Genomic DNA, 21,824 nt, shown 5'->3' with positions numbered 1-21,824 from the left:
ACGCTTTACAAACACCCACACCGCGCTGGCTACTCTGATCTCGTGACGGATTCCACGGACTCACCCGAGCCCCAGTCCGAGCCTGCTCAGTCGGAGCCGAAGATCTCCACGCGCGCCCCAGACGAGCCCACCGCCGAGGCGGCCGGCGTGCCCGAACCGGACGAGGAGTCCGACGCGGACGAGCCGGAGCCCAAGAAGAAGTCCGCGCTGCGCGAGCTGACGATCCTGGCGGTCACCGCGATCGTCCTCTACTACGTCATGTTGACGTTCGTGGCGCGCCCGTACCTGATTCCGTCGGAGTCCATGGAGCCGACGCTGCACGGCTGCTCGGGCTGTGTCGGCGACCGGATCATGGTCGACAAGCTCAGTTACCGCTTCGGCTCGCCGCACCCCGGCGACGTCATCGTCTTCAAGGGACCGCCGTCCTGGAACACCGGATACAAGTCGATCCGGTCTCCCAACACCGCGCTGCGCTGGGTCCAGAACGCCCTGTCGTTCATCGGTTTCGTGCCCCCGGATGAGAACGACCTGGTGAAGCGGGTGATCGCGGTCGGCGGGCAGACGGTGCAATGCCGGGCCGACACCGGGTTGACGGTCGACGGCAAGCCGCTCAAGGAGCCGTACCTCAAGCCGGCCACGATGATGGCCGACCCGGCGGTGTACCCGTGCCTGGGCAGCGAGTTCGGGCCGGTGACCGTCCCGGATGGACGGTTGTGGGTGATGGGTGACAACCGCACCCACTCGGCGGACTCGCGCGCCCACTGCACCAGCACTCCGACCGACGCGCTCAAAGGCATCCTGTGCACCGGCGATCCGATGTCGGGGACGGTGCCGGTGGCCAACGTCATCGGCAAGGCCAGGTTCATCGTCTGGCCGCCGACGCGATGGGGTGGCGTGGGTTCGGTGAACCCGCAGCAAGGCCAATAGCCATGGCCACGACGTGGCCGCCGCGGACGGTGATCCGCAAATCGACCGGCCTGCGCACCCTGGAGTCGGCGCTGCATCGCAGCGGTTTGGGCCCGGTGGCCGGTGTGGACGAGGTGGGCCGCGGCGCCTGCGCGGGTCCGCTGGTGGTGGCGGCCTGCGTGCTGAGCCCGAATCGTCTGGAAAGCCTTGCTGCCCTTGATGATTCGAAGAAGCTCACCGAGAAGATGCGGGAGAAGCTGTTCCCGTTGATTTGCCGCTACGCGCTGGCCTATCACGTGGTGTTCATCCCGTCGGTGGAGGTCGACCGGCGCGGTGTGCACGTCGCCAATATCGAAGGCATGCGGCGCGCGGTGGCGGGCCTGTCGGTGCGCCCCGGCTACGTGCTCAGCGACGGCTTTCGCGTGCCCGGGCTGCCGATGCCGTCGTTGCCGGTGATCGGTGGGGACGCGGCCGCGGCCTGCATCGCCGCTGCCAGTGTGCTGGCGAAGGTCAGCCGGGACCGGCTGATGGTCGCGATGGACGCCGCTCACCCCGGCTACGGCTTCGCCGACCACAAGGGCTACAGCACGGCCGCGCACAGCTCGGCGCTGACCCGGCTCGGGCCCTGCGCCGAGCACCGCTATTCGTTCATCAACGTCCGGCGCGTGGCCTCGCTATCGGGGGACGGCTCCCACACGCGGGTGGTGGCCGAATGCAAACCGGACCCTCCGGGCGAGCGTGGCGAACACCGGTGAGGAAAGATAGATGCAGGCTTCTCACCCGGCGACCATGCTGTCGCGAACGGGGGGTCCGGGTAACTGGCAGGGAAAAGGACGTCTGAGCAGATGAGTGCCGAAGATCTCGAAAAGTACGAAACCGAGATGGAGCTCTCGCTCTACCGCGAATACAAGGACATCGTCGGCCAGTTCAGCTACGTCGTGGAGACCGAACGGCGCTTCTACCTGGCCAACAGCGTCGAAATGGTGCCGCGCAACGCCGACGGCGAGGTCTACTTCGAACTGCGCCTGTCCGACGCCTGGGTCTGGGACATGTACCGGCCGGCCCGGTTCGTCAAGCAGGTGCGAGTGGTCACCTTCAAAGACGTCAACATCGAAGAAGTCGAGAAGCCCGAGCTGCGGCTCCCCGAATAGTTCAGTTGGCGGGCGGCAGCTCTGGCTCGCTGGTGGACGGCAGGCCGCCGCGACGTTCGATGACCTCGCGCGCGACGTCGGCCAGTTTGATGTTCAGGGCCTGCGAGTGCCGGCGCAGCAGGTCGAACGCCTCGTCTTCGGTCAGGTCGTGCAGCAGCATCAGCATGCCGACGGCCTTGCCGATTTCGCGGTTGCTGAGCAGTCCCCGGCGCAGGCTGGCGGCGTCTTCCCCTTTAGCCACCGCGTTGATGGCCACGCTGGCGAACGATGCCAGCACCGCCGCCCGTCCGGCCGATTCGTCGTCGAAGCTGTTGGCGGTGTCGCTGAACAGGTTGAGCGCGGCCCCCTTTCGTTTGTTGACCAGGAGCCGAAATCCCATGGCCCCGCGCACCGGTGTCTCCGCGAGCAGCTTGGCCGCCAGCTTGGGCCAAAGCGGCGCCGTCGTCAGGTCGGCATCGATCTGGGGAGTCTCCTCCTCGATCGCGTCCAGACACGGGCCGTCGCCGGCCTCCAGTTCCATCGCATCGATTTTCTCGGCGAGTGCATCGCTCGCGCCGACCGTGACGTACCGATCGCCGTCGAGCACCAACAGGCTGGCGTGGTCGCAGCCGCGGATGGCCAGGGTCGCGGCGACGCAGATGGCCGCGTACATCTCCTTGGCGTCGGAGCCCTGATAAATGATCTCGGCGAGCGCCGAGAAGACCGTCGCCGGATCGGCCTTCTCTCCGCCCGGCATCGACGCGTCGCCTTGTGGTTCATCTGCCATGTCGTGCCTCATTTCCGGCGTCATCGCCGGGTGACTCACGTCGAGCCCGAGTTAACGCACGCCCTACCCGCTATGTTCCGCGTACCCATCCAACCGACGAGCCAGATCGACCCTAAAGCAAACGTAACCCCTCGGTGTCGAAATGGCTGCACGTTAGACGGTGTGATCGCCGCCCGGGCGGCCGGCCGGGGGCCAATGTAGTTTGGCTTAATGAGGTTTCAGCGCCCAGTCGGAGTATTGACCCAGTGGGCAACGTAACCGCGCGCCGGCGCGCAACGCACCTTAACGCAGGTCAGGCGATCACCCGGCCCGAAACCCTGGCCGTGGAGGAGCCGCTGGAGATCCGCGTCAACGGCACGCCGGTCACCGTGACGATGCGGACGCCCGGTTCGGATATCGAACTCGCGCAAGGCTTTCTGCTCACCGAAGGCGTGATCGTGCGCCGCGATGATGTGCAGACCATCCGCTACTGTGGCGGCCGCGGTGAGAACGGCGCCAACACCTACAACGTGCTGGACGTGACGCTGGCCCCCGGGGTGAATCCGCCCGATCTCAATGTCACCCGCAACTTCTACACCACCTCGTCGTGCGGGGTGTGCGGGAAGGCGTCACTGGACGCGGTCCGGGTGATCAGCCGCTTTACCCCGGCGGACGATCCCGTCTCGGTTACCGCCGCCACCCTCAAGGCGATGCCGAGCCAACTGCGCAGTGCGCAAAAGGTTTTCGACAGCACCGGTGGGCTGCACGCCGCGGCGCTGTTCGACGCCGACGGCACGATGCTGGTGGTCCGCGAGGACATCGGCAGGCACAACGCCGTCGACAAGGTCGTCGGCTGGGCGCTGGAACACGAGCGGATACCGCTGGCCGGTGCGGTGCTGTTGGTCAGCGGGCGGGCGTCGTTCGAGATCACGCAGAAGGCTGTGCTGGCCGGGATTCCGGTGCTGGCCGCGGTATCGGCACCGTCGTCGCTGGCGGTGTCCCTGGCCGAGGAATCCGGGCTCACGCTGGTGGCGTTCCTGCGTGCCGATTCGATGAACGTCTACACCCGCGCGGACCGGATCACCTAGCTGCGGCTCCGAAAACCTCTGCCGCGCAGCGTCAACCGCATTCGGCGGCGAGCGGGGTCCGCGGTCGGAACTTCATTCGGTAGTGCAGTGGGCTGGTGCCGACCTGCCGGCGGAAGTGGCGCCGCAGGGTGACGCCGTTGCGGAATCCGGCCCGTCTGGCGATGTCGTCGATGGACAGCTCGCTCTCTTCCAGCAGTCTTTGCGCCAGCAGGACGCGCTGATACAGCAGCCTGCGTGAGACAGCAAAACCGCGTCGACCGCTGGCAGGTCGTCGAGTGGCACCGCCGGCCCGGTCAGTTTGGTGAGTATCCGCCTTCCCACCGCATGCGGGCCCGGGGGATCGAAGGTCGGGTCCACGACAAAGCACAACCCGGCGACGCGGATGAGCACGGTAGGACCGCCGATCAGGGTGAACTGCGCCGCGGATGTTGCGGTGTCGACGACCGGCGCGGCGGTGTTTTCGCATGTCACGACTCGATCGTGCCTGCGCGCGGGCAGCGTGTGTGAGGTCTCGGCGGGCCGAAGTTCGATCACTTCCGGCCAGGAGGCTGTGGATGGGCGCCCGACTGGGGATAACCGGTCGTAAGGCCGGGTCCACGGGGCCCGTCACGGCCTGTCATGTCGGGCCAGGCGGGCACGGTTGGCGCATGACGACGGTGAAGGCCTCCGAGGCCGAAAAGACGATGACCCGGATCGAATTGGGAGCGATGGGCGAGGCCCTCGCCGCGGAATACCTGACGCGGATGGGGCTGCGCATCGTGGACCGCAATTGGCGCTGCCGGTACGGCGAACTGGACGTGATCGCCGCCGACGACGCCACCCGCACGGTGGTGTTCGTCGAGGTAAAGACGCGTACCGGCGACGGGTACGGCGGTCTGGCGCACGCCGTCACGCCCCGCAAGGTCCGCCGATTGCGTCGGTTGGCGGGACTGTGGCTGGCCGCTCAGGACCTGCGCTGGGCGGCGATCCGCATCGATGTGATCGGGGTGCGGATCGGGCCTGGATATCCGGGCCGGATGCCGGAGATCTCGCATCTGCAGGGAATCGGCTGATGGCGCTGGGACGTGCGTTCTCGGTGGCGGTGCGCGGACTGGACGGTCAGATCGTGGAGATCGAGGCCGACATCACCTCGGGGCTGCCGGGTGTCCACCTCGTCGGCCTGCCCGACGCCGCGCTGCAGGAGTCGCGTGACCGGGTCCGCGCGGCCGTCACCAACTGCGGAAACAGCTGGCCCATGGCCAGACTCACGCTCGCGCTGTCCCCGGCGACCCTGCCGAAGGTGGGATCGGTCTATGACATAGCCCTCGCGGCGGCGGTGCTGTCAGCGCAGCGCAAGAACCCGTGGGAACGCCTGGAGAAGACGGTCTTGCTCGGCGAGCTGTCACTGGATGGCCGGATCCGGGCGGTGCGTGGGGTGCTGCCCGCGGTGCTGGCCGCCAAACGTGACGGCTGGCCGGCCGTCGTTGTCCCGGTGGACAATCTGGCGGAGGCCAGCCTGGTCGACGGCATCGACGTGTGGGGCGTTCGCACGCTGGGGCAACTGCAGAGCTGGCTCGGTGGGTCGGCCCGGCTGGACGAGCGGATCAGCCCGGGTGCCACGGGCCCGGAGCCAGTGGGGGATCTGGCCGACGTGGTGGGTCAGGCGCAGGCACGTTTTGCCGTCGAGGTGGCTGCCGCCGGGGCGCATCACCTGATGCTGACCGGGCCGCCGGGCGTCGGCAAAACAATGCTGGCGCAACGCCTTCCGGGATTGCTGCCAAGACTGACCGACAGTGAGGCCCTGGAGGTCACCGCTATTCACTCGGTGGCCGGGCTGTTGTCCGGGGACACGCCGCTGATCACCCAGCCGCCGTTCGTGGCACCCCATCACAGTTCCAGCGTTGCCGCCCTCGTCGGCGGAGGATCGGGGATGGCCCGCCCGGGCGCCGTCAGCCGGGCGCACCGCGGAGTGCTGTTCCTCGACGAATGCGCCGAGATCAGCGTCAGCGCGCTGGAAGCATTGCGAACGCCGTTGGAGGATGGGCTCATTCGTCTCGCACGCCGTGACGGGGTGGCGTGCTACCCGGCCCGGTTCCAGCTGGTACTGGCCGCCAACCTGTGCCCCTGCGCACCGGCCGATCCGCAGGACTGCATGTGTCCGGCCGCGACCAAACGGCGCTATCTGGGCAAGCTTTCGGGCCCATTGCTGGATCGGGTGGACCTGCGGGTGCAGATGCATCAGGTGCGGGCCGGCGCGTTCGCGGCCGCCGACGGCGAATCCTCCGCGCAGGTGCGTCAGCGGGTGGCGCAGGCCCGCGACACGGCCGCTGCCCGTTGGCGGCCACACGGTGTCAGCACCAACGCCGAAGTCAGCGGCACGCTGTTGCGGCGAAAATTCCGGCCCGGCAGTAAGGCAATGGATCCGCTACGCCTCGCGGTGGAGCGCGGGCTGCTCAGCATTCGCGGGCTCGATCGCACGTTGCGCGTCGCGTGGAGCCTCACCGACCTGGCCGGCCGGACCGCGCCCGGGCTCGATGAGGTGGCCACCGCGCTGAGCTTCCGGCAGCTGGGAGCACAACGATGACCGCGGCGTTCGACGATCCCACCTGGCCGGCCTGGGCGTACCTGTCTCGCGTGGCCGAGCCGCCGTGCCCGGAACTCGTCGCACTGGTGGGGTGTGTCGGCCCGGTCGAGGCGGCCGACCGGGTCCGGCGCGGACTGGTCAGTGACGAGCTGGCGCGGCGCACCGCGGCCAGGCGGGAAATAGACCGGGCCACAGCGGATCTCGAATTGCTCGCCCGCCGCGGCGGCCGGTTGATCACCCCCGACTGCCCGGAATGGCCGCTGGTCGCGTTCTCGGCATTCGGTGGCGCCGGGTCGAGACCTCGCGGCGCGCCACCGATGGTGTTGTGGGCGCTGGGTCCCGTGCGCCTGGACGAGGTGACGCAACGCGCGGCCGCGGTGGTCGGTACCCGCGCGGCCACCGCCTACGGCGAACAGGTGACCGCCGACTTGGCGGCGGGGCTGGCCGAGCGCGACGTCGCGGTCGTCTCCGGCGGCGCCTATGGGATCGACGGTGCGGCCCATCGCGCGGCGCTGACGAGCGACGGAATCACCGTGGCGGTCCTGGCCGGGGGGATCGACATCCCTTATCCGGCCGGGCATTCGGCCCTACTGCATCGCATCGGTCAGCACGGCCTGCTGTTCAGCGAATACCCGCCCGGCCTCAGGCCCGCCCGGCACCGCTTCCTGACCCGCAATCGCCTGGTCGCCGCCGTCGCGGGGGCCGCCGTGGTGGTGGAGGCGGGGCTGCGCAGTGGCGCCGCGAACACCGCCGCCTGGGCGAGGGCGTTGGGCCGGGTGGTGGCCGCGGTGCCCGGACCGGTCACCTCGTCGGCGTCGGCAGGTTGTCACGCGCTGCTGCGCAACGGGGCCGAGCTGGTCACCCGGGCCGACGACATCGTCGAACTTGTCGGCCACATCGGCGAGCTCGCGTTCGAAGAACCCCGGCCCGCGACGGCGCTGGACGGGCTGGGCGAGGCCGAGCGTCAGGTATACGAGGCGTTGCCGGGGCGCGGTGCCACAACGATCGACGACATCGCCATCGCGTCCGGGATGATGCCCGAGCAGGTGCTGGGACCGCTGGCGATCCTGGAAGTGGCCGGATTGGCCGAGCGCGACGGCGGGTGCTGGCGAATTGTCCGGGCTGGTGGCAGCCGACCTGCGGCGACGGCCCGACTCGTATAGTCGGCTGGGGCCGGGTCGGAACAGGAGGACACGTGGCAGGTCGACCACTTCAACGTTTCGAAGTCGTCGGTACCCAACAAATCGCGCCGCACATGAAGCGTGTGACGTTGGGGAGCAGTCAGTTCGACACCTTCGTGCCGAGCAACTTCACCGACTCCTACGTCAAGTTGGTATTCGTCGCCGAGGACATCGACGTGGCCGGGTTGCCCCAGCCGCTGACCCAGGACAGCTTTGCCGTTCTGCCCCCGGACAAAAGGCCTTCGGTGCGGACGATCACCGTTCGCAAGGTCGACGCCGCCGCCTGCCAGATCTCGCTGGACATCGTGGTGCACGGCGAGCACGGCGTGGCGGGTGCCTGGGCGGCCTCGGCGCAGCCCGGTCAGGTGATCTATCTGATGGGCCCCGGTGGCGCCTACACACCCGATCCCGCGGCCGATTGGCATTTGCTGGCCGGTGACGAGTCGGCGTTGCCGGCCATCGCCACCGCGCTGGAAGCGTTGCCCTCCAATGCAATTGGTAAGGCGTTTATCGAAGTGGCCGGCCCCGACGACCAACTCGAGTTGACCGCACCGGAGGGTGTGCAGGTGAACTGGGTTTATCGCGGCGGGCGCGCGGATCTGGTGGGCGACGATCGCGCCGGCGATTTCGCGCCGCTGATCGAGGCGGTCACCACCACGCTGTGGCTGCCCGGGCAGGTGCACGTCTTCATCCACGGCGAAGCGCAAGCCGTCATGCACAATCTGCGGCCATTCATCCGCAAAGAGCGTGGGGTGGACGCCAAGTGGGCGTCGTCGATCTCTGGCTACTGGCGACGCGGCCGCACCGAAGAGACCTTCCGGCAGTGGAAGAAGGAACTGGCCGAGGCGGAGTCGGCGAGCTCGTCAGCCTGACGGCCGCCTGGCATTCTCGATCCCATGGCATTCGGCGACTATCAGAACGAGATCTACTTCCAGGGCCTGGCCGGGGTGGTGCCCACGCTGCCCATGGTCTTCGCGGAGTTGGAGGCCCGGGCCGAGCTGGCACTGCCGCCCTCGGTGTGGTCCTACGTCGCCGGTGGCGCCGGGGACGAACGCACGCAGCGGGCCAACAGTGAGGTGTTCGGGCGCTGGGGACTGATCCCGCGCATGTTCAACGCGACCAGGGATCGTGACCTCACGGTGGAGCTGTTCGGCCTGACCTTGCCGTCGCCGGTGTTCATGGCGCCGATCGGCGTGATCGGGCTGTGCGCTCAAGACGGCCACGGCGACCTGGCCACCGCCCGCGCGGCGGCGCGCACCGGCGTCCCGATGGTCGCCTCGACGCTGACCGTCGACCCGCTGGAAGACATCGCGGCCGCATTCGGCGACACACCCGGGTTTTTCCAGCTCTACACCCCGACCGACCGTGACCTGGCCGCCAGCTTCGTGCAGCGCGCCGAGGCGGCCGGATTCAAGGGCATCGTCGTCACCCTGGACACCTGGGTCACCGGCTGGCGCCCGCGTGACCTGCGCACCTCGAACTTCCCGCAGCTGCGCGGCCACTGCCTGAACAACTACTTCAGCGACCCGGTCTTTCGCGCCAGCCTGCAACGCCCACCCGAAGAAGACCCGCAAGGCGCCATTCTGCGCTGGGTTCAGGTGTTCGGAAACCCCCTGACCTGGGATGACCTGCCCTGGCTGCGGTCGCTGACCAAGCTGCCGTTGCTGGTCAAGGGCATCTGCCACCCCGACGACGCCCGGCGCGCCAAGGACGGCGGCGTCGACGGCATCTACTGCTCCACCCACGGCGGCCGCCAGGCCAATGGCGGTCTGCCCGCGCTGGACTGCCTGCCCGGGGTGGTCGAGGCGGCCGACGGGCTGCCCGTGCTGTTCGACTCGGGGATCCGCAGCGGCGCAGATGTGATCAAGGCGCTGGCGCTGGGCGCGACCGCGGTGGGGATCGGGCGGCCGTACGCCTACGGGTTGGCGCTGGGCGGAGTCGACGGCATCGTGCACGTGCTGCGCACCCTGCTCGCCGAAGCGGACCTGATCATGGCCGTCGACGGCTATCCGGCGCTCAAAGATCTCACCCCGGACACGCTTCGGCGCGTCGACTGACGCGCGGCGGCCCAGGCCTGCGACCGTGGGGGAGTGCAGGCGATCCTCGAGGAATTCGACGAGTACCTGGAACTGCAATGCCTCCGTTCCGCGCATACTCGTCGCGCGTATCTGGGCGACATGCGCTCGTTGTTCACCTTTCTCGACGGCCACGGCGCAGCCCTGGACGGCCTGAGCCTGCCGCTGCTGCGCACGTGGCTGTCCAGCGGGGCGCTGGCCGGGGCCGCGCGCACGACGCTGGCCCGCCGCACCTCGGCGGTCAAGACGTTCACCGCGTGGGCGGTTCGGCGCGGCCTGCTCACCGTCGATCCCGCCGCGCGGCTACAGGTGCCCAAGGCGCACCGCACGCTGCCGGCGGTGCTGCGTCAGGATCAGGCCCTGGACGCCATGGCCGCCGCGAAATCCGGTGCCGAGCAAGGAGATCCGCTGGCTCTGCGGGACCGGCTGATCGTCGAGATGTTGTACGCCACCGGCATTCGGGTCAGCGAACTGTGCGGGCTGGATGTCGACGATGTGGACACCCGCCAACGGACGGTGCGCGTCCTCGGTAAGGGCAACAAGCAGCGCACCGCGCCGTACGGCGTGCCGGCTGCCGAGGCGCTGCGCGCGTGGCTGGCCGACGGCCGTCCCGACCTGGCCACCGCGGATTCCGGGCCGGCGCTGCTGCTGGGCGCGCGGGGCCGCCGGCTCGATGTCCGCCAGGCGCGCACCGTCGTGCACCAGACGATCGCCGCGGTGGACGGCGCGCCCGACATGGGGCCACACGGTCTGCGGCACAGCGCCGCCACGCATCTGCTCGAAGGCGGTGCCGACCTGCGGGTCGTCCAGGAGCTGCTGGGCCATTCCAGCCTGGCGACCACCCAGCTGTACACCCATGTCGCGGTGTCGCGGTTGCGGGCGGTACACGACCAGGCCCACCCCCGCGCCTGACATCGAGGCCAGCCCGTTGAGTGTGCAGCCAGGACGGCGAGTGTGCGCTCATGGCGCCGTAGCTGCACACTCGACGGCCGAGAACGGCCGTGGTCGGTACAGCTAGTCCTCGAGCGGCTTGAGCCGGACGGCAGTGGACCTCAGCAGACCCAGCGGATCGACGTAGTGCGCGCCCGACGCCGGACCCCACATCGCGCCCCAGTGCAGACAGGCCCGTCCAGCTTGCGAGGCCCGGCACCCGGCGTGCCCGGCGATCAGCTCGCCGATCATCGTCTGCGCCGACACCTGCTGACCCACGTGGACGGTAGCCCGGACGGGCTCGTAGCTGGTGTGCAATCCGCCGGGATGGGCCAGTGACACCACCGGCCGTCCCGCCAGCAGCCCGGCGAACACCACGGTCGCGCTGCCGGCGGCGTATACCGGCTGACCGGGACGTCCGGCCAGGTCCACACCGCGGTGCCCGGGTTTCCAGTCGGGCGAGGGCGCGTCGAAGTCCCGGACGACGGCCGGGGCCGGCCGCAGCGGCCAATCCAGCCGGACATCGTCCGCCGCCGCCGGGATTGCGCTGATCAGCGCCACGCACACGATCAGCGCCGCCCATCGCACCCCACGAGTTCAGCGTGGCTTCGGCGACACGGCCACCCACGTTTGCCCAATCTGTGCACGCACGCCCCACTGTGGATACGTGCTGGGGAAAAAGCACCAGCTGAGTCGGTGTAAACTGCTCGACGCAGCTCGTTCGCGGGCTGACTTCGCGCGTCTGCCCCGCGTCTCCCGTTCCACTAGGAGTTCGCACCGCGTGCCGGGCGGTCCCGTAACAGGGTCCGGCATCGCAGCAGACGCTAGGGCCCGGCTACACCCGTCGCCGGGCGACAACCGACATAAAGGAATGACATCACCATGGCCGTCGTGACCATGAAACAGCTGCTCGACAGCGGCACCCACTTCGGGCACCAGACCCGTCGCTGGAATCCCAAGATGAAGCGGTTCATCTTCACCGACCGCAACGGCATCTACATCATCGACCTGCAGCAGACGCTGACGTTCATCGACCAGGCGTACGAGTTCGTCAAGGAAACCGTCGCCCACGGTGGCAGCGTGCTGTTCGTCGGCACCAAGAAGCAGGCGCAGGAGTCCGTCGCCGCCGAGGCCACCCGCGTCGGCATGCCGTACGTGAACCAGCGCTGGCTGGGCGGCATGCTCACCAACTTCTCCACCGTGCACAAGCGGCTACAGCGCCTCAAGGAGCTCGAGGCGATGGAGCAGACCGGTGGTTTCGAGGGCCGCACCAAAAAAGAAATCTTGATGCTGACCCGCGAGAAGAACAAGCTGGACCGCAGCCTCGGCGGTATCCGCGACATGGCCAAGGTGCCCTCGGCGATCTGGGTCGTCGACACCAACAAGGAGCACATCGCCGTCGGCGAGGCCCGCAAGCTCGGTATCCCGGTCATCGCGATCCTGGACACCAACTGCGACCCCGACGAGGTCGACTACCCGATCCCGGGCAACGACGACGCGATCCGCTCGGCGGCGCTGCTGACCAAGGTGATCGCCTCCGCGGTCGCCGAGGGACTGCAGGCGCGTGCCGGAGTCGGCCGCGGCGACGGCAAGCCCGAGGCTGGGGATTCGCTGGCCGCCGAGCCGCTCGCCGAGTGGGAGCAGGAGCTGCTGGCTTCGGCGACCACGACCGCGACAACCACAGCCACCACCGACGCCGCTGGAGCTGCAACCGAAACAACCCCCACGGAAGGCTGATATGGCGAACTTCACCGCTGCCGACGTCAAGCGTCTTCGGGAGCTCACCGGTGCCGGCATGCTCGACTGCAAGAACGCACTGGCCGAAAGCGACGGCGACTTCGACAAGGCCGTCGAGGCACTCCGGATCAAGGGCGCCAAGGATGTCGGCAAGCGTGCCGAGCGCGCCACGGCCGAAGGCCTGGTCGCGGCCAAGGGCGGCGCGCTGATCGAGCTGAACAGCGAGACCGACTTCGTCGCCAAGAATGCGGAGTTCCAGCAGCTGGCCGACGAGATCGTTTCCGCGGCAGCCCAATCCAAGGCTGCCGACGTCGACGCGCTCAAGGCCGCCCCGGTGGGCGACAAGACGGTCGAGCAGGCCATCGCCGACCTGTCCGCCAAGATCGGCGAGAAGCTGGAACTGCGCCGGGCCGCCTTCTTCGACGGCACCGTCGAGACCTACCTGCACAAGCGTGCGGCGGACCTGCCGCCGGCCGTCGGCGTGCTGGTCGAGTACACGGGTGATGGCGCCGAGGCCGCGCACGCCGTGGCGCTGCAGATCGCCGCGCTCAAGGCGCGCTACCTCACCCGCGACGACGTCCCCGCGGACGTGGTGGCCAGCGAGCGGCGCATCGCCGAGGAGACCGCGAAAGAAGAGGGCAAGCCGGAGCAGGCGCTGCCCAAGATCGTCGAGGGCCGGCTGAACGGCTTCTTCAAGGACGCCGTGCTGCTCGAGCAGCCGTCGGTTTCCGACAACAAGAAGACCGTCAAGGCGCTGCTCGACGAGGCCGGTGTCACGGTGACCCGGTTCGTTCGCTTCGAGGTGGGTCAGGCCTAAAGCGCGCATCGTGAGCGGCTAGCGTCAGTGCTATGCGACGCGTGCACGCTTTCGGTGGCGACGCCCTCGGCGATCTCGACGCTACCGGCCTCAGCGAGGCCATCCGGGCTGGCTGGGTCGGCAGAACCGAGGCAGTCGAGGCGGCGATCGCACGCACCGAGGCCGTCAACCCTGCCCTGAACGGCTTGGCGTACAAGGCATTTGAGCAGGCGAGGGCGACCGCGTCCGCCAGTGCCCCGAACGGTTCTGCCCGGTTTTTCGAAGGCGTCCCGACGTTCCTCAAGGACAACGTCGATGTCGCCGGTCAGCCGACGATGCGCGGTGCCGACGCCTGGGCGCCGCGCAACGCTGTGGCCGACGGCGAGTTCACCCGGGTGTATCTGGCCACCGGACCGACGTCGCTGGGCAAAACGCAGATGTCGGAATTCGGGTTCAGCGCGGCCGCTGAGCACCCCCGCCTGGGGCCGGTGCGCAACCCGTGGGACACCGACTACACGGCCGGGGCCTCATCGTCGGGTTCGGGTGCGTTCGTCGCGGCCGGAGTGGTGCCGATCGCACACGCCAATGACGGCGGCGGCTCGATCCGAATTCCCGCCGCCTGCAACGGGATTGTCGGTCTCAAGCCGTCGCGCGGCAGGTTGCCGCTTGATGCGGAGCTGCGCCGGATGCCGGTCGGCATCGTCGCCAACGGCGTGCTGACCCGCTCCGTGCGCGACACCGCTGCGTTCTATCGGGAAGCCGAACGCATCTGGCGCAACGCCAAGCTGGCGCCGATCGGCGACGTCACCGGACCCGGCCGGCAGCGGCTGCGGATCGCGGTGGCCACCCGTTCGGTGCTGCGCGAGTGCGGCCCGGAATTGCGGGAGCTGACCCTCAAGACCGCCGGGGTGCTCGAAGAGCTGGGACACCGCGTCGAACACATCGATTACCAACCGGTGCCGGACAGCTTCGTGGACGACTTCATCTTGTACTGGGGATTTCTCGCGCTGATGCAGGTGCGTACCGGGCGGCGCGCGTTCGGCGACACGTTCGACCGCAGCCGGCTGGACGCCTTGACGCTCGGCCTGGAACGTCACACCGGCCGCAACCTGCACCGGCTGCCGGGGGTGATCATGCGACTGCGCACAATGCGGCGGAACAGCGCCGAGTTCTACCAAACCTATGACGCGCTGCTCACTCCGACGCTCGCCGATTCGACCCCGCGAGTCGGTCACCTGGCGCCCACCGAGTACCAGCAGGTCATGGACCGGCTGATCGACTGGGTGGCGTTCACACCGCTGCAGAATGTCACCGGAGATCCGGCGATTTCGTTGCCGATAGCCCAGTCGGCGGAGGGGATGCCCGTCGGCATGATGCTCGCCGCCGACCTGGGGCAGGACGCGCTGCTGCTGGAACTGGCCTACGAACTCGAAGAGGCGCGGCCGTGGGCACGAATCCAAACGGCCGGATAACCCGAGTCAGTCCGAGCCGAGCTTTTCCAGCATCCGCTTGAACTCTCGCTGCTGCGTCGCGGTCAGCTTGGCCAGGATGCGGTCGTCGGCGTTGCGGACCGCGGTTTCCGCACGTTTCAGCAGCGTGCGTCCCTGACCGGTCAGCGTGGCCGGTAGCGCACGCCCGGAGGACACCGACGTTGGCCGTTCCACCGCGCCGACCTCTTCCAGCCCGCGCAGCACCGTGTTCATCGCTTGCGGCGTGACATTGGTGCTGCGCGACAGTTCGGCGCTGGATAGCCCCGGCGACATCGAAAGTATTCTCAGACAAACGAATTCGGGAAGTGTCAGGCCGAGCGGACTCAACACGGCCGAAACTTCGGGTCGCAGCACCGACGCCACGCGGTAAAGCAGGTAGCCAAGCGGAGCATCGTCGGTCGCAGCCATGTCAGCGATATTGACATATCCGCGCGGCGGCGCGACGTAAGCACGGCCCAACGAGGGTGATTACGCAGCGGCGAATAGGAAGTAAATATCGCGCGCATGGCGCTTGAACGTCGACTCAATTCGGCGACCCCACCCACGTCGCGTCGTTTGGCGCGCGGATGCCGACGGGTATCGCCGCAGTACGGGTGGATGACGAGAGACAGGGAGGCGCAATGAAATTCACCACGACGACAGTGAAAGCGGCGCTGAGCGTGGCGGGGATCGCCGCAGCGAGCATCTTCACGGCGGCAACCGCTGGTGCCAACGTCCAGGCCTTGGGAGCCACCGAGCAGGCCATCGACGGCCCGCTGATCACCGACTACACGGTGAGCAATCTGCGGCCCAGCGATGCGACGATTCCGGGATTCCAGCCCGCCGGGCAGCTCTACCAGGCCGACGTCACGGCGAAATCGGATGCCGGAACGGTCCAGCCGCAACTCTCTCGCTTCATGGCAAGGGCGTTCAACGGCACGGTCTACCAGGTCGTCAACACACGACCTGTTCCCAACGGTCTTGATCCCAGTCCGATCGACCAGGGTCAACAGACGTCCGGCGAACTGTACTTCGACGTGACCGGCCAGCGGCCGGTCGGTGTGGTGTACACCGATGGCGACGACGATTTCCTCGTCTGGACGCGCCACGTTTAGCCGGTGCGATCTGCGAATTTGCAACGAAGTTCCCCGCGCTGTTTTGGCGCGGGGGACTTCTTTTTGCGCGGTAAACCTCGAATGTGGCATTTGGGGCTGAACTTGTCCGGTGAGGTGTGTGCGCATTCTGGGGCGAAATAATTTACACCGGTTCTAGTGGCGTTATCGCAGCTCAAAGCCGTGATGTTTGGGCCCGTCGGGAATTGGCTATGCGGCAATGGTGCGGTGATGACCCGTGCCGGGGGGAAATCATCGTGAGAAATAAATGGTAACGATTCGACTGAAAGGTATTTAGCTATGGAGTTCACTTCTAATGCTATGAAATCGGTGATCGGAGCCGCCGGTATTGCTGCTGTCGGCCTTTTCACCGCGGCGACCGCCTCCGCGGCGCCGCCCAACATCCAGGGCTTTGGCACCAGTCAACAGCTCATCGAAGGGCCGTTGGTCACCAACTACACCGTGAGCAACCTGCAGCCCAGCACGATGGCCATTCCGGGCTACACGCCGAAGGGCACGCTCTACCAGGCGGATGTCACCGCCAAGTCCGAAGGCGGTCTGGTCACGCCGATGGTCAACGACTTCATCGCCCGCGGGCCCAATGGTCAGAACTACCGGGTGATCGACAAGGTTGGTGCCCCGGGCAGCCTTAACCCGGCGCCGATTCAGCAGGGCAGCGAGTCGACCGGAACGCTATACTTCGACGTGACCGGCGCACCGCCGAACGGCGTCGTCTACAACGAGGGCACCCAGGACATCCTGATCTGGACGTCGAACATGCAGGGTGGCCCGGCGCCGGCTGAGGCACCGAACATGCCGAACACCACCCCGGCACCTGGCGCGCTGCCGAGCCCGGCTCCCAACGCGCGCGCGAACACCTAAGCCCGGCTAAAGCTTAGCTGCCGCATACCCTCCCCGCGCCACACACACCGTGGCGCGGGGAGGTCTGCGTAATAGCTTCCGTCGCAAGGCTTCTGAGTGCCCTAACAGATGGCGCGCACAACTATGCGTGCCAGGGTATTCGCGAAATGTGTTGAACAGCAACGCGCGTCAGTGGTGGGTGCGGCCGTTCAGGTACGGACTCGGCGGAGTGTCGTTGACGATCCACTGCGGGTGCGGCGGCGTCACCGCCATGTAGCCGACGCCACGCACGGTGTCGACCATCGATTCGTGTTCGGTCCCAAGCTTCGCGCGTAGCCGTCGCACGTGAACGTCGACGGTGCGGACGCGTCCGTTGGAGTCATACCCCCACACCTCGTGCATCAGCCGGGTGCGGCTGAATGCCCGACCGGCATGTTGCACAAGGAAATTCAGCAATCGGAACTCGGTGACCGTTAGGCTGAGATCCGTGCCGCGTAGCGACGCGGCAAAACTTGCCGGATGCAGGACCAGGTCACCGAACTTCAAGCAGCCGTCCACTGCGCTGCGGCGTCGCTTGATCGCCAGGCGCAACCGCGCCTCCAGCTCGTCCGCGCCGGTGGCGGGCAACATCACATCGTCGATGCGCCAGTCGACGTCCACCGACGCGAAGTGCGCCGGGGCGACCACCGCCACGACCGCGATGGCCGGCGCGTTGGCCGTCAGGCCCCGGCAGACACTGCGGGCCGCCGCCAGGTCGGTGCGCGCGTCGATGATCGCCACGTCGGCACTGTCATGATGTCCGTCGAGGTCGTCGGAGAGCGGGACGCGACGAATCGTTTGCGTCAACGATTCGAGGGTTGGTAATGCCGACGCGAAATCGTCGGCATTGGAAAGCAGTAGCACGTCCAAAGACATCTCCAAACCTCATGAGGGTCCGTCGCCGCCCCCAAACCGCGTCGGCACCTCAGGGAGGTGTCCGCCAGCGCAGCGCTGAGTACCCCATTCAGCACACAACTATGCCCTGTTTGTTGCTCGCGTTCGGGCGAATGACTGCTGAAGGGGGTGGTTAGTGGAGATGGTTTTGCCTGGGTAGACCCGAAAATGGCCCCAGAGAAGTCGACGGGTCCGGCCCGTCAATACGGGCCGGACCCATCTTCGAATCAAGCTATTGGTTGGCCTTCTGGCGCTCCTCGGCTACCTTCGCGGCGCCGCGTGCGGCGTCGGCTTCGGCTTCCTTCTTTGCCGCGTCACGCTGGGCTTCCGCCTTGTCCTGCTGGGCTTGGCCCTCGCGGGTAAGGTCATCGCGACCGGTCAGAGCGCCGGCAGCTTCCTTGGCCTTGCCCTTGACGTCTTCGACGACGCCCTTGACCGCTTCCGCGGGTCCAGAGTTTTCTTTGTCCGCCATGAAATAACTCCTTCTCATTGGCGTGCGACAGCTGCGCGACTGACGCGCTCGTACGATCGGCTAAACGATCGATTCCGTCATACGGCGTGTTCCGGCCCTGCTTCTCAAGACCACGATTTCCCCGCCGCGTTGGTGCGGATTCCCAGGCCGTCGGGAGCTCAAACATCCGATGCCCGAAGCAAAGTCGCGATGGCACCGCATTCGGCTGTGACCTGCGCCGACGGCTCCCGAAAGCCACCCGGTTCGCCAAACGCGCAAATAATTCACCCCGCTGGCGCCAGATTGTGCTGCGATGGGGCAGGATATGAACTGCCGTTCCGGGTGTGGGTCGCCTGGGATGGCACTGTCATGCGAGGAGTCTGATGACGCAGCCCGAGCCCACCAGCGCTAACGGCGTGCCGACCTCTTCACCCGACGACGGACAACCTTCCGGCCAGCCGCGCGCCAAGTATTCGCGCGTATTGCTCAAGCTTGGCGGCGAGATGTTCGGCGGCGGCCAGGTCGGGCTGGATCCCGATGTCGTGGCGCAGGTCGCCCGCCAGATCGCCGAGGTGGTTCGCGACGGCGTACAGGTCGCCGTCGTGATCGGCGGCGGCAACTTCTTCCGTGGCGCACAACTTCAGCAGCGCGGAATGGAGCGCACCCGGTCGGACTACATGGGCATGCTCGGCACTGTGATGAACAGCCTTGCACTGCAAGACTTCCTGCAGAAGGAAGGCATCGACACCCGAGTCCAGACCGCGATCACGATGGGCCAGGTGGCCGAGCCCTACATCCCGTTGCGGGCCGTCCGCCACCTGGAGAAGGGCCGCGTGGTCATCTTCGGCGCCGGCATGGGGCTGCCGTACTTCTCCACCGACACCACGGCCGCGCAGCGCGCCCTGGAAATCGGCGCCGACGTGGTGTTGATGGCCAAGGCCGTCGACGGCGTGTTCACCGAGGACCCGCGGGTGAACCCCGAGGCGGAGTTGCTCACCGCGATCAGCCATCGGGAAGTCATCGACCGGGGGCTGCGGGTGGCCGATGCCACGGCGTTCAGCCTGTGTATGGACAATGGCATGCCAATCCTGGTGTTCAACCTGCTGACCAACGGCAATATCGCTCGGGCGGTCGCTGGTGAGAAGATCGGAACGCTAGTCACCACCTGAGGGGAAGACGCGAATGATCGATGAGGCTCTCTTCGACGCTGAAGAGAAAATGGAGAAGGCAGTGTCGGTGGCCCGTGACGACTTGTCGACCATTCGGACCGGCCGCGCCAATCCGGGCATGTTCTCCCGGATCGTCATCGACTATTACGGCACGACCACGCCGATCACCCAGCTGGCCAGCATCAATGTCCCCGAGGCGCGGCTGGTCGTCATCAAGCCGTACGAGGCCAACCAGCTACACGCCATCGAGACGGCGATTCGCAACTCCGAGCTCGGGGTGAATCCGAGCAACGACGGCACCCTGATTCGGGTGGCGGTACCGCAGCTGACCGAGGAACGTCGCCGAGAGCTGGTGAAACAGGCCAAGGGCAAGGGAGAAGACGCGAAGGTCTCGGTGCGCAACATCCGTCGCAAGTCGATGGAAGAACTGCACCGGATCCGCAAGGACGGGGAGGCCGGCGAGGATGAGGTCGGCCGCGCCGAGAAGGACCTGGACAAGACCACCCAGCAGTACGTCAACCAGATCGACGAGCTGGTCAAACACAAAGAAGGCGAGCTGCTGGAGGTCTAGCGGCCGCTCAGCAACCAAGTCCGTGCCAACCTCCGATGCCGGCCCAGGCAGCCCGTCCGACGCGCGGGAGGCCAAGGAAACGACGCCGCAGCCGGCCAAGAAGACGTCCCGGGCCGGACGCGATCTGCCCGCCGCTATCGCGGTGGGCGCGGCGATCGGCGGCCTGCTCGTCGCCACGCTGGTATTCGCTCCGCGGTTCTGGGTGCTCATCGTGGCCATCGCGATTTTCATTGCCAGCCACGAGGTGGTGCGACGGCTACGCGAGGCCGGCTACGTCATTCCCGTTATCCCGTTGCTGATCGGCGGCCAGGTCACCGTCTGGCTGACCTGGCCCTTCCATGCCGCCGGCGCGCTGGCAGGCTTCGGCGGCACCGTCGTGGCCTGCAATGTCTGGCGGTTGTTCATGCGGGATCCCAGCCGCAATGATCCCGCCGCCGGATTGTCGTCGAACTACCTGCGCGACGCATCGGCCACCGTCTTCCTGGCCGCGTGGGTCCCGCTGTTCGCCTCCTTCGGCGTCCTGCTCGTCTATCCCCACGACGGCGCCGGACGGGTGTTCTGCCTGATGATCACCGTCGTCGCTTCCGACACCGGTGGATACGCCATCGGGGCGCTGTTCGGCAAGCATCCGATGGTCCCGGCGATCAGCCCGAAGAAGTCCTGGGAGGGATTCACCGGTTCACTGGTCTTCGGGATCACCGCGGCGATCCTGACCGCGACCCTATTGGCGGGCAAACCAGCCTGGATTGGCGCGCTGCTGGGCCTCGTCCTGGTGCTCAGCTGCACGCTCGGTGACCTGGTGGAGTCCCAGGTGAAGCGGGACCTCGGCATCAAGGACATGGGCCGGCTGCTACCCGGCCACGGTGGGCTGATGGACCGGCTCGACGGTGTGCTGCCCTCGGCCGTCGCGGCCTGGATCGTGCTCACCTTGGTTCCCTAAGCCGTCACTGACCGATACTGGACAGGTCATGGTCCAACAATTGGTGTTCGATGAGCCGCGCGCGGGCAGGCCGCCGCGCCACCTCGCCGACCTCGACGCGGAGGGCCGCGCGGCGGCCGTCGCGGAACTCGGCTTGCCGGCGTTTCGGGCCAAGCAGCTCGCCCACCAGTACTACGGCCGGTTGATCGCCGATCCGCGACAGATGACCGACCTTCCGGCGGCCGTGCGCGACGTGATCGCCGAGACGATGTTCCCCAACCTGCTCACCGTCGCCGCCGAAGTCACCTGCGACGCCGGTCAGACGCGAAAGACGTTGTGGCGGGCCATCGATGGCACCACCTTCGAGTCGGTGCTGATGCGCTATCCGCAGCGCAACACCGTGTGTATCTCGTCGCAGGCGGGCTGCGGCATGGCGTGCCCGTTCTGTGCAACCGGCCAGGGCGGATTGACGCGCAACCTGTCGACGGCCGAGATCACCGAACAGGTGCGCACCGCCGCGGTGGCGCTGCGCGACGAGTTCGCGGACCGGCTGTCGAACGTGGTGTTCATGGGCATGGGAGAACCGCTGGCCAATTACGCCAGGACGCTGGCCGCGGTGCGGCGCATCACCGAGGCGCCGCCGCACGGCTTCGGCATCTCGGCCCGCTCGGTGACGGTGTCGACGGTCGGCCTGGCGCCGGCGATCCGCAAGCTCGCCGACGAACGGCTGGGCGTGACGCTGGCGCTCTCGCTGCACGCCCCGGACGACGAACTGCGCGACACGCTGGTTCCGGTCAACAACCGCTGGAAGATCAGCGAGGCGCTCGATGCGGCCCGCTACTACGGCGACGTGACCGGCCGGCGGGTGTCGATCGAGTACGCGCTGATTCGCGACGTCAACGACCAGCCGTGGCGGGCCGACCTGCTCGGCAAGCGACTGCATGGCGCGCTCGGACCCCTGGTGCACGTGAACCTGATTCCGCTCAACCCGACCCCGGGCAGTGACTGGGACGCCAGCCCCAAGGCCGTCGAGCGCGAGTTCGTCCGGCGGGTCCGGGCAAAAGGCGTGTCGTGCACGGTCCGGGACACCCGGGGCCGCGAGATCAGCGCCGCGTGCGGACAGCTTGCCTTCGAGAAGGGCTGAACCATGCGGTCGGCTACGACGTG

Annotated in this window: 23 protein-coding genes and 2 pseudogenes; 19 read left to right on the top strand and 6 right to left on the bottom strand. The window is 67.5% G+C overall.

The features are described 5' to 3' along the window. Positions 1-42: 42 nt before the first annotated feature. From lepB to LMQ14_RS18505, 3 genes and pseudogenes are all read left to right on the top strand, one after another. On the top strand, positions 43-927 hold the full coding sequence (gene lepB / locus LMQ14_RS18515; RefSeq protein ID WP_267730989.1) for a signal peptidase I: 885 nt from the start codon (positions 43-45) through the stop codon (positions 925-927). A 2-nt stretch (positions 928-929) separates the two neighbouring features. Then, a pseudogene (locus LMQ14_RS18510) lies at positions 930-1,671 on the top strand (ribonuclease HII). Positions 1,672-1,751: 80 nt separating this feature from the next. After that, positions 1,752-2,057: a DUF2469 domain-containing protein gene (locus LMQ14_RS18505; RefSeq protein WP_007171389.1), complete on the top strand. Its 306-nt coding sequence runs from the start codon at positions 1,752-1,754 to the stop codon at positions 2,055-2,057. Between the two features lies 1 nt (position 2,058). Here the strand turns inward: LMQ14_RS18505 and LMQ14_RS18500 are convergent, their stop codons facing one another. Continuing rightward, positions 2,059-2,823: a GAF and ANTAR domain-containing protein gene (locus LMQ14_RS18500; protein ID WP_267730988.1), complete on the bottom strand. Its 765-nt coding sequence runs from the start codon at positions 2,821-2,823 to the stop codon at positions 2,059-2,061. A gap of 245 nt (positions 2,824-3,068) precedes the next feature. Here LMQ14_RS18500 and fdhD point away from each other — a divergent pair, with 245 nt between their 5' ends. Then, the gene (gene fdhD / locus LMQ14_RS18495; protein WP_267730987.1) at positions 3,069-3,890 is read left to right on the top strand and encodes a formate dehydrogenase accessory sulfurtransferase FdhD; all 822 of its coding nucleotides are present in this window, start codon (positions 3,069-3,071) and stop codon (positions 3,888-3,890) included. 31 nt (positions 3,891-3,921) lie between these two features. Here fdhD and LMQ14_RS18490 read toward each other — a convergent pair whose 3' ends face one another. Next, positions 3,922-4,356, bottom strand: coding sequence for a helix-turn-helix domain-containing protein (locus tag LMQ14_RS18490; protein WP_267730986.1), 435 nt, complete (start codon positions 4,354-4,356; stop codon positions 3,922-3,924). A gap of 181 nt (positions 4,357-4,537) precedes the next feature. Between LMQ14_RS18490 and LMQ14_RS18485 the strand changes: the two genes are divergently transcribed. The 6 genes from LMQ14_RS18485 to LMQ14_RS18460 are packed head-to-tail and all read left to right on the top strand — an operon-like array spanning position 4,538 to position 10,621. Further along, a complete protein-coding gene (locus tag LMQ14_RS18485) occupies positions 4,538-4,942 on the top strand; it encodes a YraN family protein (protein ID WP_267730985.1) in 405 nt (134 codons plus the stop codon). Further along, on the top strand, positions 4,942-6,453 hold the full coding sequence (locus tag LMQ14_RS18480; protein ID WP_267730984.1) for a YifB family Mg chelatase-like AAA ATPase: 1,512 nt from the start codon (positions 4,942-4,944) through the stop codon (positions 6,451-6,453). Before LMQ14_RS18485 ends, LMQ14_RS18480 begins: the two co-directional genes overlap by 1 nt. Beyond that, entirely contained in the window at positions 6,450-7,616 is a 1,167-nt protein-coding gene (gene dprA, locus LMQ14_RS18475; RefSeq protein WP_267730983.1) for a DNA-processing protein DprA, read from the top strand. Before LMQ14_RS18480 ends, dprA begins: the two co-directional genes overlap by 4 nt. Positions 7,617-7,648: 32 nt before the next feature. Further along, complete coding sequence (locus LMQ14_RS18470; RefSeq protein ID WP_267730982.1) at positions 7,649-8,506, top strand: siderophore-interacting protein; 858 nt, start codon at positions 7,649-7,651, stop codon at positions 8,504-8,506. A 24-nt stretch (positions 8,507-8,530) separates the two neighbouring features. Further along, the gene (locus LMQ14_RS18465) at positions 8,531-9,691 is read left to right on the top strand and encodes a lactate 2-monooxygenase (protein ID WP_267730981.1); all 1,161 of its coding nucleotides are present in this window, start codon (positions 8,531-8,533) and stop codon (positions 9,689-9,691) included. Positions 9,692-9,724: 33 nt separating this feature from the next. Then, a complete protein-coding gene (locus tag LMQ14_RS18460; RefSeq protein ID WP_267730980.1) occupies positions 9,725-10,621 on the top strand; it encodes a tyrosine recombinase XerC in 897 nt (298 codons plus the stop codon). 111 nt (positions 10,622-10,732) lie between these two features. On the opposite strand, the pseudogene LMQ14_RS18455 reads toward LMQ14_RS18460, so the two are convergent. Next, a pseudogene (locus tag LMQ14_RS18455) lies at positions 10,733-11,227 on the bottom strand (M23 family metallopeptidase); the annotation flags it as partial. A 294-nt stretch (positions 11,228-11,521) separates the two neighbouring features. Here LMQ14_RS18455 and rpsB point away from each other — a divergent pair. The 3 genes from rpsB to LMQ14_RS18440 are packed head-to-tail and all read left to right on the top strand — an operon-like array spanning position 11,522 to position 14,644. Continuing rightward, positions 11,522-12,376, top strand: a complete 855-nt coding sequence (gene rpsB / locus LMQ14_RS18450) for a 30S ribosomal protein S2 (protein WP_267730979.1) — start codon at positions 11,522-11,524, stop codon at positions 12,374-12,376. Position 12,377: 1 nt separating this feature from the next. Continuing rightward, the gene (gene tsf, locus LMQ14_RS18445; RefSeq protein WP_267730978.1) at positions 12,378-13,193 is read left to right on the top strand and encodes a translation elongation factor Ts; all 816 of its coding nucleotides are present in this window, start codon (positions 12,378-12,380) and stop codon (positions 13,191-13,193) included. A 32-nt stretch (positions 13,194-13,225) separates the two neighbouring features. Next, entirely contained in the window at positions 13,226-14,644 is a 1,419-nt protein-coding gene (locus LMQ14_RS18440) for an amidase (protein ID WP_267730977.1), read from the top strand. A 6-nt stretch (positions 14,645-14,650) separates the two neighbouring features. Here the strand turns inward: LMQ14_RS18440 and LMQ14_RS18435 are convergent, their stop codons facing one another. Then, positions 14,651-15,070 (bottom strand): MarR family winged helix-turn-helix transcriptional regulator, encoded by a 420-nt coding sequence (locus tag LMQ14_RS18435; protein ID WP_267730976.1) that lies wholly within the window; start codon positions 15,068-15,070, stop codon positions 14,651-14,653. A gap of 212 nt (positions 15,071-15,282) precedes the next feature. Between LMQ14_RS18435 and LMQ14_RS18430 the strand changes: the two genes are divergently transcribed. Then, the gene (locus LMQ14_RS18430) at positions 15,283-15,756 is read left to right on the top strand and encodes an MPT63 family protein (RefSeq protein ID WP_267730975.1); all 474 of its coding nucleotides are present in this window, start codon (positions 15,283-15,285) and stop codon (positions 15,754-15,756) included. Positions 15,757-16,053: 297 nt separating this feature from the next. Beyond that, positions 16,054-16,635: an MPT63 family protein gene (locus tag LMQ14_RS18425; protein WP_324291066.1), complete on the top strand. Its 582-nt coding sequence runs from the start codon at positions 16,054-16,056 to the stop codon at positions 16,633-16,635. 168 nt (positions 16,636-16,803) lie between these two features. Here LMQ14_RS18425 and LMQ14_RS18420 read toward each other — a convergent pair whose 3' ends face one another. Both LMQ14_RS18420 and LMQ14_RS18415 read right to left on the bottom strand, forming a co-directional pair. Further along, on the bottom strand, positions 16,804-17,529 hold the full coding sequence (locus tag LMQ14_RS18420) for a winged helix-turn-helix domain-containing protein (RefSeq protein WP_267730973.1): 726 nt from the start codon (positions 17,527-17,529) through the stop codon (positions 16,804-16,806). A 250-nt stretch (positions 17,530-17,779) separates the two neighbouring features. Beyond that, complete coding sequence (locus LMQ14_RS18415) at positions 17,780-18,019, bottom strand: CsbD family protein (protein WP_267730972.1); 240 nt, start codon at positions 18,017-18,019, stop codon at positions 17,780-17,782. A 362-nt stretch (positions 18,020-18,381) separates the two neighbouring features. Between LMQ14_RS18415 and pyrH the strand changes: the two genes are divergently transcribed. Genes pyrH through rlmN form a run of 4 tightly spaced genes read left to right on the top strand, consistent with a single transcriptional unit; the run spans position 18,382 to position 21,801 of the window. Continuing rightward, positions 18,382-19,167, top strand: a complete 786-nt coding sequence (pyrH, locus tag LMQ14_RS18410) for a UMP kinase (protein WP_267730971.1) — start codon at positions 18,382-18,384, stop codon at positions 19,165-19,167. Positions 19,168-19,180: 13 nt separating this feature from the next. After that, complete coding sequence (frr, locus tag LMQ14_RS18405; protein WP_267730970.1) at positions 19,181-19,738, top strand: ribosome recycling factor; 558 nt, start codon at positions 19,181-19,183, stop codon at positions 19,736-19,738. Between the two features lie 22 nt (positions 19,739-19,760). Then, positions 19,761-20,678: a phosphatidate cytidylyltransferase gene (locus LMQ14_RS18400; protein ID WP_420714541.1), complete on the top strand. Its 918-nt coding sequence runs from the start codon at positions 19,761-19,763 to the stop codon at positions 20,676-20,678. A gap of 28 nt (positions 20,679-20,706) precedes the next feature. Beyond that, positions 20,707-21,801 carry a 23S rRNA (adenine(2503)-C(2))-methyltransferase RlmN gene (gene rlmN, locus LMQ14_RS18395; protein WP_267730969.1) on the top strand — a complete coding sequence of 365 codons (1,095 nt, stop codon included), beginning with the start codon at positions 20,707-20,709 and terminating at the stop codon, positions 21,799-21,801. Positions 21,802-21,824 lie beyond the last annotated feature (23 nt).

Origin of the sequence: Mycobacterium sp. Aquia_213 (assembly GCF_026625985.1) — a bacterium.
Taxonomy (GTDB): domain Bacteria; phylum Actinomycetota; class Actinomycetes; order Mycobacteriales; family Mycobacteriaceae; genus Mycobacterium.
The sequence above is the reverse complement of the archived record's forward strand: the minus strand, read 5'-3'. Positions and strand labels throughout refer to the sequence as shown.